We start from the raw sequence: 13,144 nt of genomic DNA on the forward strand, positions 1-13,144 counted from the left end.
CATGATGCAGAGTGAAGATGTCAAACATCTGATCATGCTTTAATGCGTATTATACGTTCAGCAGAATCGCATAATGTGTCGTGAGTGGGATGTGGAAAGATAACGATGAACAAAGAGATAGGTGAGTTTGCTTTTGATCTCTCTTCGCAATCGTAGCTTACCGCGCTGATCACTATGCGTTTGTCAGATACTATTTTCAGGTTTTCTGAAGAGCATAAAAAATACCAGCCCAGATTGTATCTGGCTGGTATTTCGAGACTGAATTCGTGCTGTTAATTTCTTGCCGTTATTTCGTCCGATATCAAGCAGCGCGATTGATCAGGAATGTTGTCAGCAATGGTACCGGGCGTCCTGTAGAGCCTTTCGCTGCACCTGATTTCCACGCGGTGCCAGCGATATCGAGATGTGCCCACGTATATTGTTTGGTGAAGCGCTCAAGGAAGCAAGCCGCGGTAATACTGCCACCAGCAGGACCACCGATGTTCGCCATGTCAGCAAAGTTGGATTTGAGTTGTTCGTTGTAAGCTTCTTCAATCGGCATACGCCAGGCAGTATCGCCCGTTTGTTTGCCGGCTGCCAGTAACTCAGCAGCGAGTTTGTCATGCGCATCATCATGGCGTGTAAATAAGCCGGAATTATGATGGCCAAGAGATGTCACGCATGCGCCAGTCAGCGTTGCTACATCCACGACGGCAGCAGGTTTGAATCGTTCAGCATAGGTCAGCGCGTCGCACAGAATCAGTCGACCTTCTGCATCCGTGTTTAATACTTCGATAGTTTGACCAGACATTGAGGTCACGATGTCGCCTGGGCGCGTTGCACTACCTGACGGCATGTTTTCGCAGGTAGGAATAATCGCATAGACATTGAGCTTGAGTTTCATTTCGCCGACTGCACGCATCGTGCCGATGACTGATGCAGCACCGCCCATGTCGTACTTCATTTCATCCATGCCAGCGCCTGGTTTCAGGGAAATGCCACCCGAATCAAACGTAATTCCTTTTCCTACCAATACTACAGGTGCGTCTTTGGCTTTGCCACCTTGATGTTTTAATACAATAAATTTGGGCGGTTCGACTGTACCATTGGAAACCGATAGAAAACTTCCCATCTTCAGCGCTTGAATTTGTTTACGATCGAGGATTTCAGTCGCCATGCCGTAATCTGCCGCAATTTTTTTAGCGGTTGTCGCAAGGTAAGTGGGCGTACAGACGTTTGGTGGCAAATTACCCAGTTCTTTGGTCAGATCCATCCCGTTTGCCAAGGCAATGCTTTGTGCTAACGCAGTTTTAGCAACGGTGGCATCCGACGCATTGACTGCAATCGCAAGCTTTTTCACTCCAGAAGAGGATGTATCTTTTTTGCTTTTTAATTCATCAGTCCTGAAAATACTTTCTCTGAACGCGATGACAGTGGTGCGGATTGCCCAAGCAACATCGCGTCCCTCTACAGCAGGCAGAACCAACACGGCGTCATTGGCACCAAGACCCGCCAGATTACGAGCGGCAGCCTGTACCGCCTGTTGAAAAGACTTTTCTGTTACCGTTTTTGCTTCTGTTCCGAGACCGACAAGAAGAACACGCTCAGCAGCCACATCACCAACATTACGTAACAATAAAGAGGAGCCTGCTTTGCCACTGATATCGCCGGATTTCAATGCGGCCACGATCTGACCTTGCTGATCCAAATTCACCGCAACAGCAGAAAGTTTCTTGTTTTCAAACACGCCGGCAATGATACAAGCAGTCTTTATTGCTTTATAGGCAGATGAGGTACTTTTTGCGTCGATTGTTTTTATGCTAAAGTCCACTTATTACTCCTCTTGGTAAGTCTCGTAAAAAAGACATTATAGTCCCTCTCATGATTTTTCAGCGCGCGCTTCGACGTGAATTACTCAGTGCCGCAGGCGCAGTCTTCACTACATTATTCACCATCACAATTACTGTGATGCTTATTAAAATTCTTGGACAGGCTGCTGGCGGAAAGGTTGCATCTGCCGACGTGATTGCGTTAATTGGTTTTTCTTCGTTGACCTATATGCCGGTGTTGCTGATCCTGACAGGTTTCATTTCTGTATTACTCGTGGTCACGCGCAGTTATCAAGACTCTGAAATGGTCGTTTGGTTTGCTTCTGGGCTCAGCCTGACACGATGGATAGTACCCGTACTGAGATTTGGCATGCCGTTGACTATATTGACTGCTTTGCTCAGTTTTATTGCAACTCCCTGGGCTAACCAACAAAGTGCGGAATTCAGGGAGCGTTATGAAAAGCGCTCTGATATTGCTAAAGTTTCACCTGGTAAGTTTCAAGAGTCAGCATCTTCCGACCGAATTTTTTTCGTCGAGGAAGTTGCCGGAGATCTGAGCAAAGTACAGAATATTTTTATCAATACCTTCCGAGATGGTCGTTCTAGTGTTGTTGTGGCAAAAGAGGGTGTCATTGAAACAGATGCCAAAGGCGATAAATTTCTGGTGATGAGCCAAGGTCGTCGTTACGATGGACTACCCACCGAGCCCAATTTCCAGATGATGCAATTTGAGAAATACGGTGTCTTGGTTTCGCGACAAAATGCTGCAGTGACCGGTGATAGATCAGCGAAATCCATGCCTTTGTCGCAACTCATTGAGGATGTGGATGGCGTGAAGCGAGGTGAGCTCCTATGGCGAATTTCCTTGCCGCTGATGTGTGTATTGTTGATGTTGCTAGCGATTCCGCTTGGGTATGTCAACCCACGGGTCGGGCGTTCTGCCAATCTGATTGTCGCCTTGCTATTGGTCGTGATTTATCTGAATCTGATTAATATTGTTCAAGCGATGGTGGTGCAGGAAAGAACCGGGTTTGCGATGGCTTGGTGGCCGGTTCATCTGGCCGCGCTGGCGATGGTGGTGGTTTTGTTTGCCTGGCGGTTAAAAGTGAATAGTCGTCTTCATCCTTTGGTCATGTGGGCAGCATGCAAGGCATGTTTCCGAGCCAAAGAAAATAAGAGCATTGCATGAAAATTTTACAAAGATATTTTGGCGTCGAGATTATTCGTGCCGTGTTATTCGTCATGCTAGCGTTGTTGGCACTATTCTCTTTCTTTGATTTGATGGGAGAGTTGCAGTCTGTTAATCAGGGCGGGTATTACTTGCAGCATGCGTTGCTGTACGTTGCTTTGGGGATGCCTGGATATATTTACGAGTTCATGCCAATTGCCGTGTTAATCGGCACCATTTATGTGTTGGCGCAATTCGCTTCCAACTCTGAATTCACGATTATGCGTGCAGCCAGTATGTCCACAGTCATGGCAGGCACGATTTTATTCAAAATAGGGCTGCTTTTTGTTGTATTGACATTTGTATTTGGAGAGCTGATTTCGCCATACACCAGCGGATTGGCTCAAAAGGTAAAACTGAATGCGATTGGTGCTTCGGTTGCTCAGGAATTTCGTACAGGTTTATGGACAAAAGATTTGATTCGAGATCAGGGATTGCAGGGCGACGTTATCGGATCAAGATTTTTGAATGTAAAAGAGATTTTGCCAAGCCGAGAGCTCAAGGAGTTGAAGGTTTTTGAGTTCGATAAGAAATTTCATTTATCCAAAGAAATTTCCGCTGTTCGTGCAGAATATCGGGGGGGCAGTGTCTGGCGTCTTACCGATGTGACAGAGACGACTTTCCCTAAAAATTTATCTAGCCAGGACATGTCATCCGTCAGCACTAGAAAACTGGCAAATCTGGATGTGTTGTCTGAAGTGACTCCGGATATTTTATCGGTTTTATTTGCTGATCCTGACCGTATGTCAGCATATGACCTTGCTGCTTTCACCCGCCATTTAGCTGATAACAAACAGGGTACGGAGCGCTACGATATAGCGTTCTGGAAAAAAGTGACCTACCCCTTTGCTGTGCTTGTCATGATGGCGTTGGCGTTGCCTTTTGCCTATTTACATGTCAGAAGCGGTGGCGTGAGTCTGAAAATTTTTAGTGGCATTATGATAGGGATGGTGTTTTATCTGATCAATGCTTTGTTTTCTCATCTGGGATTATTGAATACCTGGCCAGCGCTGGTCACTGCATTAGTGCCAAGTATGCTGTTTTTGATGATTGCCATGTTTGGCTTACGTTACGTTGAAAGAAATTAATGAAAAAATCGGCACTGATTTTATTTGCGCATGGAGCCAGAGATATGCGTTGGGCGGCACCATTCCAGCGTTTACAGAAAATGACTCAGGAGGGTTTGCCAGATGTTCAGGTGGAACTGGCTTTTCTGGAATTTATGTCTCCAAACCTTCCAGAGCTCATTGACCAGTTGGTTGAGCAGGGAACAAATAAGGTTATTGTGTCGCCGATATTCTTGGGGCAAGGAGGGCATGTGTTGCGTGATTTGCCTGAAATGGCGGTACAGATCAATAGTAAATATCCGGCACTCGATTTCTCCGTCGCCACTGCCGTCGGAGAAGAAGTGAGTGTGTTGAACGCGATTCGTGATCATTGCATGGCACTGGTGGCATGAGTCAGCGATGTGGAAAAGATAGCAATGTCACAGAACGCGGCGACTGATTGAAAACGGCATACAAATATTGATTTGCATGCCGTTTTTATGTTGAAGGTGATGATATAAACGGTACTGTCACCCTCCAGTATCTGTCAGCGCATTGATCTATTTTTTGTTTGGTCTCAGACGCATTGCTTCCCCCATCATGACGAGGACAGGACCATTCCTGGTCTCGATGCCAAGAGCGAGTTTTGCCAGATTAAGAAATTGCTGTTGTTCATCCGAACGACTGCAATTTTCAATCACGACGACCGGTAAATCATCTGGAAAACCGTTTGACAACATGCGCTGGGCGGTCAGCATGGCTTCTTTGCCACCCATATATTGCACTAGCGTGTCGCATTCAGGAATACGGGTATCGGCCTTTTCACCCGGTGCAGTGCTCGACGTGAACAACGCCACGCTGCGAGCGATGCCACGCTTGGTTAAAGGTTGGCGGGTGCTGGCAGCCGCTGCGAGTGCAGTGGTAATGCCAGGTACGATTTCATAATCGATATTCGCCGCTTCCAATGCATTTAATTCTTCGTCTGCACGCCCAAACAGCATGGGGTCGCCACCTTTAAGACGCACTACAGTCTTATACTGTGCGGCACAGGATAATATTTGATGATTGATATCGTCTTGAGCAGCAGAACGCTGCCCACTACGTTTGCCAACAGAAATCTGCACTGCCTGCGAACAGAGTTGTAGCATTTCCGGCGTGATCAATGCATCGTAAAGTACCACATCTGCTTGTGCCAGGATGCGAGCACCACGGACGGTAATCAGATCGGCAGCGCCGGGACCGGCGCCGATCAGATACACCTTTCCATGGAGCGATGGCACAGATTTATCCAAGATGAATCATGCCTGCGGCAACTGTTTGATGCGTCACTTCATCAATCAGAATAAAGGCACCGGTTGAACGTAATTCATCATAAGCGTCGGCAGCCAGCGCTTGCTGTACGTTAATCGTCACTTTGGCGATGTCATTCAGTTTGAGTGATTCTGCCGGACGTCTTTCCTGCGTATTGATATCAAGCAGTGTATCAATTGCAGTTACGCGAGCGGAGACCTGACGTGTCGTGTGCTTGAGCCAGTATTTCCGACGAATATCCAATGCATCTTCGGAGAGCCAGCAAAGATCCGCTGTCACCGTTTTCAGCAAAGTCGCAGGACGTGCAGCTTCAGCCAGCATGTCACCACGAGAGATATCCAGATATTCATCGAGTAAAATAGTTACGGATTGTCCTACGACTGCAGTATCGAGTGAACCATCCAATGTCAGGATATCTTTGACTGTTGCCGATTGCCCGCCGGGCTGCACGATTAATGCGTCTCCTTTGCTGACTTTTCCTGCTTCAATGCGCCCCATGTAACCACGGAAATCGTTGGCTTCATGACCATTATGACGTGCGACCAGTTGCACTGGGAAGCGGAAAGGTTCATCGTGGCAGGCGTCATAGACGCTCAATGATTCCAGCAAGTCAATCAGGGTAGGGCCCTTGTACCACGACATATTGTCCGTGGCTGTGACGACGTTATCACCTGCTAATGCCGATAGTGGAATTGGATGAATATCCTTCAGTCCTAGCTGTTGTGCAAATTCTTTATACGCTGCGATGATACGGTCATATACCGTTTGGTCGTAATTAACCAGATCCATTTTATTCACGGCAACTACAACATGCTCAATCTTGAGCAAGTGCGCGATCGTTGAATGGCGTTTTGTCTGTACCAGCAAATCAACACTACCATCGTCATTGAGTTTGACTTTGGACACATCAATCAGAATGATCACTGCATCCGCCGTGGATGCTCCCGTGACCATGTTGCGTGTGTATTGCTCATGGCCTGGTGTGTCTGCAATGATGAATTTACGTTTTGGTGTGGCAAAATAACGATAAGCCACGTCAATCGTAATACCTTGCTCGCGTTCGGCTTCCAGACCATCGGTTAGCAGGGACAAATCGATCGTGTCGCCAACCGTGCGCTTGTGCTTGGCACGGGAAATGGAGTCAAGCTGATCCGCAAAGATGCCTTTGCTGTCAAATAACAGACGGCCAATTAATGTACTTTTACCATCATCGACGGAGCCGGCCGTAATAAACCGCAGCAGACCGCGTTCTTTGTTGAGGTTGGCTGTAAATTGTTCAGCGGCATTCATTAGAAATATCCTTCTTTTTTACGTTTTTCCATCGATGCTTCCGATGTCTGATCGTCCATGCGCGTAGCACCGCGTTCAGTAATTTGGGTAATCGCTGTTTCTGCAATAATTGCCTCGACTGTTGCCGCATCTGACGAGACTGGGCATGTGCAGGAAATATCACCAACAGTGCGGAAGCGCACAATTTGTGTCTCTACCGTTTCTCCAGCACGTGGCGGTGTCAAGTCTGTGAGTGGAACCAGCAAGCCGTTACGAGGGATTACCTGACGTTCATGGGCGAAATAAATTTGAGGTAATTCCAGTTTTTCGCGGGCGATGTATTGCCATACATCGAGTTCTGTCCAGTTGGAAATCGGGAATACGCGCATGTTTTCACCTGCGTGTACCCGTGTGTTATACAAGTCCCAGAGTTCTGGACGTTGCGCCTTAGGATTCCATTGGCCGAATTCATCACGGAAAGAAAAAATACGCTCTTTGGCGCGTGCTTTTTCCTCATCACGACGTGCGCCGCCAATGCAAGCGTCAAACTTATGTTCCGCAATCGTCTCCAGCAGAGTCACCGCCTGTGCGGCATTACGTGAATCTGTCGCCGGGTTGCGCAAACGTACAGTGCCACGTTTGATCGAGTCTTCAACCGAGCCTACGATCAGCCGCTCACCGAGTTCTGCTACACGTTTATCACGGAAAGCGATTACTTCAGGGAAGTTATGGCCGGTATCAATATGAACCAGAGGGAAAGGGAATTTTCCTGGGCGGAATGCTTTTTCTGCGAGGCGCAGCAAGACGATAGAGTCTTTACCGCCTGAGAAGAGCAGAGCCGGATTGCTGCATTCAGCTGCGACTTCACGCATGATATGGATGGCTTCGGATTCGAGCCAGTCCAGATGGCGATTGCTCGCAGCATCGATAAATTGGTTTTCCACGACTGTATTCATGATATGTATTCGATTCAGACTACTTGTTTAATTCGGACCAGCTTGCCATCAACTACATGCAGGCCGCATTCCTTGGATTCTGGGTTTTCCCACCACCAGCGACCCGCACGGACATCTTCACCAGGCTGGATTGCTCTGGTGCAAGGCTCACATCCGATTGATGGATAACCTTTGTCATGCAGAGGATTGTAAGGCACATTGTTGGTACGGATATAGTGCCAGACATCTTCTTCTGACCAGTCAGCCAGAGGATTGAACTTTTGCATCGCGTGCGCAGTGTCATCTTCCTGATAGGCGAGTTCTGTCCGCGTTGCCGATTGCGCTTTGCGCTGTCCGGTAACCCAGGCCTTGTTGCCTGACAGAGCGCGGTTTAATGGCTCTACTTTACGAATACGGCAACATTCTTTACGCATGTCTACGCTGTCGTAAAATGCATTCAATCCGTTTGTGCTGACATAGTTTTCTACTGCTGCCGCATCCGGTTTGAACAGAACAATATCGGCCCCATAGGTTTCTTTGACTTTGGCTATCATGCCCAGGGTTTCTGCATGAAGACGCCCTGTTTCCAGAGAGAAAATGCCGATATTGAGCTTACCTTTTAAAATAAGGTCAGTCAGCACCATATCTTCTGCTGCAAGACTGGAGGCGAAGACTGCTGGCGCAAATTCACTGGAGATGCGTTCCAGAATAGCCTGAGTCTGCGCAAGTCTGGCGCTGAAATCGCTCATGCTGAAGCTCCTGTATCGCCCACATTGCTGAGTGCAGTACGTTCAGCGCGACGGAATAGGGGATTTTTTTCATCCCACGATGTCTGATATTTTTCAGAAAAATCAGTCAGACCTTTAATGGCATCGTGTATATCTTTGTCCGCACGAACGGCAAATGCATTAAAGCCCACGCGCTGCATGTAAAACAACTGATCACGTAACACATCGCCAATAGCGCGCAATTCTCCGGCAAAACCAAAGCGGGCGCGTAAGTTGTAGGCAACGGAATAGCCACGTCCATCCGAAAACTTTGGAAAATCAACTGCCAGCAAAGAAAAACGTGCAATGTCTTCCTTCAATTCTTTTGCCTGTTCGTTGCTACTGAACCAAACCGCTAGCTCTGTGCGCTTGAGCAGATGATCACGTTGTAGCTGCCACACTTTTAACGGCACAATTACTTTGCCTTCGGGGACTTCTACAGCATCAGGAGTTTCGCCTTCTGCCAGACGCAGAACTGTCCAGTCGTCTTGTACGATAGCTTTATCTTTAATAATGTCGCGCATGATTTTCTTTCTGTCCCTTGCTCAATATGCCACTGCTGAACCGGCGTCTTCGCCATGATGTTCATTCGTTTTGATCGGGGTGGCATACACAAAATCTTTAAACGGAGTGATGCCTACGCGTAATGCTGTATCGATGAAGCGCTCACTGGCAACACGTTCACGAATGTAGACCTGGATAATGCGGTCAATGACTTCCGGCATTTGTCCAGCAGCAAAAGAGGGTCCAATAATTTTACCAATGGCAGCCTGATTGCCTTGTGCTCCACCAATGGAAACCTGATACCACTCGCTGCCATCCTTGTCGACACCGAGAATCCCGATGTTGCCGACGTGATGGTGGCCACAGGCATTAATGCAACCCGACATATTGAGTTCGATGTCGCCGATATCATGCAGATAATCCAGATCATTAAAGCGATCGGTGATATCCAGCGCAATGGGAATAGACTTGGCGTTTGCCAGCGCGCAGAAGTCACCACCCGGGCAGCAGATCATATCGGTCAGCAAACCAATGTTTGGTGTAGCCAGACCATGTGCTTTAGCTTCCTGCCAGAGAGGGAACAAGTCAGATTGCTTTACGTCAGACAACACCAGATTTTGTTCATGCGTGACGCGCAGCTCACCAAAACTGTATTGATCAGCAAGATTGGCGATAAAGTCCATTTGCTCTGCTGTTGCGTCGCCAGGTGGTACGCCCGGCTTTTTGAGAGAAAGCACGACGCTGGAGTAGCCAGCGACTTTGTGCGATTTCACATTGCGCTTGATCCAGTTTGCAAATGCCTTGTTTTCAGCTTTATGTTGTTCAAATCCATCATCTTGCGGCGGTAAAGTCAGATAGGCTGGCGTACTGAAGTAAGAGGCAACGCGCTGTAATTCTTCCGGTGTCAGTGTCGCTGGACCATCTTTCAGATCCGCCCATTCTTCTTCTACTTGTTTTGCAAAAACATCTGCGCCGATCGCTTTGACCAGAATTTTGATCCTGGCCTTGTACTTATTATCGCGTCTGCCGTATTGGTTATAAATACGCAGAATGGCTTCCAGATAGGTCATAACATGTTGCCACGGCAGAAATTCGCGGATGACACTGCCAAGGATGGGTGTACGTCCCATTCCGCCGCCAACCATGACTTTGAAACCAACTTCACCGGCGTCGTTATGAACAACGGTCAGGCCGATATCGTGTACGGCGATTGCTGCGCGATCTTCTTTAGCACCATTAATGGCGATTTTGAATTTTCGTGGCAAGTAGGCAAATTCTGGGTGGAACGTGGTCCATTGACGCAAAATTTCGGCATAAGCACGTGGATCAATGATCTCATCTGCTGCAACGCCTGCAAATTCATCCGAGGTGATATTGCGCATGCAGTTACCGGAAGTCTGAATCGCATGCATTTCGACTGATGCCAGCTCTTCCAGAATGTCTGGTGCATCTTCCAGGTTAATCCAGTTGTATTGAATATTCTGGCGGGTAGTGAAATGACCATAGCCACGATCATATTTGCGTGCAATATGAGCAAATTTACGCATCTGCGCAGAGGACAGCATGCCGTAGGGAACAGCGACGCGTAACATATACGCATGACGCTGATGGTACAAACCGTTCTGTAAACGCAACGGTAAAAACTCTTCTTCGGCCAGCTCATTAGCAAGGCGACGGCGCACCTGATCGCGGAATTGTGCAATACGTTCTTTGATAATCTGGTGATCGTGTTGGTCGTAACGATACATCTTGTATACCCTTAAAATCTGCGCAAAATGCGCTTTGCAACTATGTTTTAAAGAACCAGTTTGGCAGCAACGAGCGTCAGTGTCGTTGCCAGCAATCCGCGTAAAAATTTCTCCGGAACAGCGCGTGCAGCCATAGAACCTATTGTAATGCCTGGCAGAGAACCGATTAACAACGTTCCCAATAATTCCCAGTTAATGGAGCCTAACCACCAGTGTCCAATAGCAGCGATGGCTGTTAATGGCACTGCGTAGGCGATGTCTGTACCGGCAATATGTGCCGCTGGCATGCGAGGATACAGCATCACCAGCAATGTTGCGCCGATCGCACCAGCTCCAATGGAGGAGATGGTCACCAGCGTACCCAATACGATACCTGAAAAAATAGTTGCTGCAGCCAGCGGTGTGCCATGCAACTGTTTTTCTGGATGACGATTCAGCCATTCGAGCATTTTGCCTTTAAACAGCAGTGCAACAACAGTCAGCAAAACGGAAATGGCGATAGAGTAACGAATAACCTGGCCAATTTCCTTATTCAGACTACCGAAATATTTCAGGCTCAGGGTGGCCAGTAACGCTGCGGGCAGTGCGCCGTAGCACAGCAAACGCACCACATGCCAGTCTACCGTACCACGCAGGCGATGGGTAAATGTGCCGGTTGCCTTCGTAATAGAAGCAAAGGCAAGATCTGTTCCTACTGCGACAGTGGGAGATACACCAAAAAGTAACGTGAGTAACGGCGTCATTAAAGAGCCGCCACCAACACCTGTCAGACCGACCAGAGTGCCTACAGCAAAACCAGAGATTACATAGGTTAAATTCATATCGCCTCGCGCAAAGTAGGGTCATCCTAATGAATGCGGGCTATATTCCAAACTACTTAGTATTTATTTGCTTATATACGTATTTGATATATGTAAAACCGGAGTTCGAATATATCTCGGTTAATCAGGTGCGGATTGATAAAGTGGTTATTTTATGCCCGCAGCTATCCGTGACATATCGGTGCATGTCACGGGCTTGTGATACATAGGCGACGGATGCATTCCTGTCGAAATTGATGAAAGATATTGCAACATGCGTGCTATCTACTTTTTGAGCATGGTATTACTGGCGGCGTTCAGCGCTGCCAGCTGGTCTGCCCCAGCAGACTGGTATAAATGGCGCAGTAAAATTGATTCTGTAGAAATTTGTTCCCAGACTTCACCTGGCGATGGCTGGGAGCGCGCTGCCGGCCCTTTCCGCGACCCGCGATGTGAAAAACGTCGTCAATGAGCGTTGTTAATGAATATTGACAATGAGTGGTATGCAAACATTGCACTTTGCCGTTTGATTGATATGGCGAACTGAGTCTGAATTACCCTTTACTTCCACGCATCGGTTTTTGCAGTGATCAGGATAATTATCTGCATGTGGCAGCTTGTTTTAGACGTTTGTTGTTGGCGTTTTTTTCTGAACCTGACTGCCAGTCAATTTCATCTCCGGAACACGGCTTTGCTGTTCGGATGTGACGCCACGAAAGGATCATGATGCTTAATGAACGCGAGCTGGAAAGTGCTTACCTTGGACAATTTATTCCGGTTCAATACCATCATCATTTACTTGCTGATACCAATCGTATGGATGGTTTTAAGGCAGCAATTGCCCGCCATGTGTTTGCGGGTGCAAAAGTACTTGAGTTGGGCGGTGGTACCGGCGTGCTGTCATGGTTTGCTGCGCAGACAGCCGCAAAAGTCTATTGCGTTGAATTTAATCCTGATATGGTGGAAGAGGCGCGTCGCTTGCTTGCACTTAATGTGCATGGCGACAAAGTAGAGATTATTCACGCAGACGCGTTTGAATATCTGCCTCCCGAGCCGGTTGATGTTGTGATTTGCGAGATGGTTCATGGCGGTTTGCTGCGGGAAAAGCAGCTGGAAGTGATTGAGCATTTCAAGCAGCGATACTTAGAAAAATTTGGCATCGGCTTGCCCGTGTTTATTCCGGAAGCGGTCGTCATGGCAGTGCAGCCTCTCCAGCAAACCTATGATTTTGGAGGATATCAGGCGCCGGTAATTCAATTCCAGGAGCCTGGTGCGTTTTATGCCGATACTCTGGAGTTGGCGCAGCCTGCCTTGTACAGTGTCATTGATTTCGATCAGAACAATGCCATGCAAATACAATGGCATGGGCAGTTTTCTATGGAGCGGAAAGGCAAAGTCAGTGCCTTACGTTTCGTTACTAAAAGCATCCTCGCTGTACTAATGGAGACCTCGTCCACTATCGATTGGCTGCATGCGTATATGGTGTTGCCGCTGCCGGAAAGTTTTGATGTCAGGCAGGGGGATGTGCTTGAGGTCAGTTTTGAATACCGGGCGGGAGGATCGATTTCATCATTACAAAAAAGTTTGCAGGTAAAGCGAAAACCAGCCGCGTTGGCACGCGCTGGTCATCTGTCGCTGGTGCATGGCTGATTTTTTTTACAGCGTATTTGACGATGTGACTAGTAGGACGGGCATGCTGATACTAGCAGTCGCAAGCAATCACAAGTA

General features: G+C 47.8%; 13 protein-coding genes. 5 read left to right on the forward strand and 8 right to left on the reverse strand.

The window, feature by feature from the left end:
* Positions 1-301: 301 nt before the first annotated feature.
* Positions 302-1,810, reverse strand: coding sequence for a leucyl aminopeptidase (locus tag ACO0LB_RS18355; RefSeq protein WP_423051734.1), 1,509 nt, complete (start codon positions 1,808-1,810; stop codon positions 302-304).
* A gap of 50 nt (positions 1,811-1,860) precedes the next feature.
* Here ACO0LB_RS18355 and lptF point away from each other — a divergent pair, with 50 nt between their 5' ends.
* Genes lptF through ACO0LB_RS18370 form a run of 3 tightly spaced genes read left to right on the forward strand, consistent with a single transcriptional unit; the run spans position 1,861 to position 4,495 of the window.
* Complete coding sequence (lptF, locus tag ACO0LB_RS18360; protein WP_423051736.1) at positions 1,861-2,997, forward strand: LPS export ABC transporter permease LptF; 1,137 nt, start codon at positions 1,861-1,863, stop codon at positions 2,995-2,997.
* Complete coding sequence (lptG, locus tag ACO0LB_RS18365) at positions 2,994-4,124, forward strand: LPS export ABC transporter permease LptG (protein ID WP_423051738.1); 1,131 nt, start codon at positions 2,994-2,996, stop codon at positions 4,122-4,124. Before lptF ends, lptG begins: the two co-directional genes overlap by 4 nt.
* Complete coding sequence (locus tag ACO0LB_RS18370; protein WP_423051740.1) at positions 4,124-4,495, forward strand: sirohydrochlorin chelatase; 372 nt, start codon at positions 4,124-4,126, stop codon at positions 4,493-4,495. Before lptG ends, ACO0LB_RS18370 begins: the two co-directional genes overlap by 1 nt.
* A gap of 147 nt (positions 4,496-4,642) precedes the next feature.
* Here ACO0LB_RS18370 and cobA read toward each other — a convergent pair whose 3' ends face one another.
* Genes cobA through ACO0LB_RS18405 form a run of 7 tightly spaced genes read right to left on the reverse strand, consistent with a single transcriptional unit; the run spans position 4,643 to position 11,437 of the window.
* Positions 4,643-5,362, reverse strand: coding sequence for a uroporphyrinogen-III C-methyltransferase (gene cobA / locus ACO0LB_RS18375; RefSeq protein ID WP_423051742.1), 720 nt, complete (start codon positions 5,360-5,362; stop codon positions 4,643-4,645).
* A gap of 4 nt (positions 5,363-5,366) precedes the next feature.
* Positions 5,367-6,683 carry a sulfate adenylyltransferase subunit 1 gene (locus ACO0LB_RS18380; protein WP_423051744.1) on the reverse strand — a complete coding sequence of 439 codons (1,317 nt, stop codon included), beginning with the start codon at positions 6,681-6,683 and terminating at the stop codon, positions 5,367-5,369.
* Positions 6,683-7,618 carry a sulfate adenylyltransferase subunit CysD gene (gene cysD / locus ACO0LB_RS18385; protein WP_423051746.1) on the reverse strand — a complete coding sequence of 312 codons (936 nt, stop codon included), beginning with the start codon at positions 7,616-7,618 and terminating at the stop codon, positions 6,683-6,685. The genes ACO0LB_RS18380 and cysD overlap by 1 nt, the downstream gene beginning before the upstream one ends.
* Positions 7,619-7,632: 14 nt before the next feature.
* Positions 7,633-8,346 carry a phosphoadenylyl-sulfate reductase gene (locus ACO0LB_RS18390; protein WP_423051748.1) on the reverse strand — a complete coding sequence of 238 codons (714 nt, stop codon included), beginning with the start codon at positions 8,344-8,346 and terminating at the stop codon, positions 7,633-7,635.
* The gene (locus ACO0LB_RS18395; protein ID WP_423051750.1) at positions 8,343-8,888 is read right to left on the reverse strand and encodes a DUF934 domain-containing protein; all 546 of its coding nucleotides are present in this window, start codon (positions 8,886-8,888) and stop codon (positions 8,343-8,345) included. Before ACO0LB_RS18395 ends, ACO0LB_RS18390 begins: the two co-directional genes overlap by 4 nt.
* 21 nt (positions 8,889-8,909) lie before the next feature.
* Positions 8,910-10,616 carry a nitrite/sulfite reductase gene (locus tag ACO0LB_RS18400; RefSeq protein WP_423051752.1) on the reverse strand — a complete coding sequence of 569 codons (1,707 nt, stop codon included), beginning with the start codon at positions 10,614-10,616 and terminating at the stop codon, positions 8,910-8,912.
* Between the two features lie 47 nt (positions 10,617-10,663).
* Positions 10,664-11,437 carry a sulfite exporter TauE/SafE family protein gene (locus ACO0LB_RS18405; RefSeq protein WP_423051754.1) on the reverse strand — a complete coding sequence of 258 codons (774 nt, stop codon included), beginning with the start codon at positions 11,435-11,437 and terminating at the stop codon, positions 10,664-10,666.
* A gap of 253 nt (positions 11,438-11,690) precedes the next feature.
* Between ACO0LB_RS18405 and ACO0LB_RS18410 the strand changes: the two genes are divergently transcribed.
* Together ACO0LB_RS18410 and ACO0LB_RS18415 are read left to right on the forward strand one after the other, a co-directional pair.
* Positions 11,691-11,888 (forward strand): hypothetical protein, encoded by a 198-nt coding sequence (locus tag ACO0LB_RS18410; RefSeq protein WP_423051756.1) that lies wholly within the window; start codon positions 11,691-11,693, stop codon positions 11,886-11,888.
* Between the two features lie 254 nt (positions 11,889-12,142).
* On the forward strand, positions 12,143-13,066 hold the full coding sequence (locus tag ACO0LB_RS18415; protein ID WP_423051825.1) for a methyltransferase domain-containing protein: 924 nt from the start codon (positions 12,143-12,145) through the stop codon (positions 13,064-13,066).
* Positions 13,067-13,144 lie beyond the last annotated feature (78 nt).

The organism is Undibacterium sp. SXout7W (assembly GCF_049339385.1).
GTDB lineage: Bacteria > Pseudomonadota > Gammaproteobacteria > Burkholderiales > Burkholderiaceae_D > Undibacterium.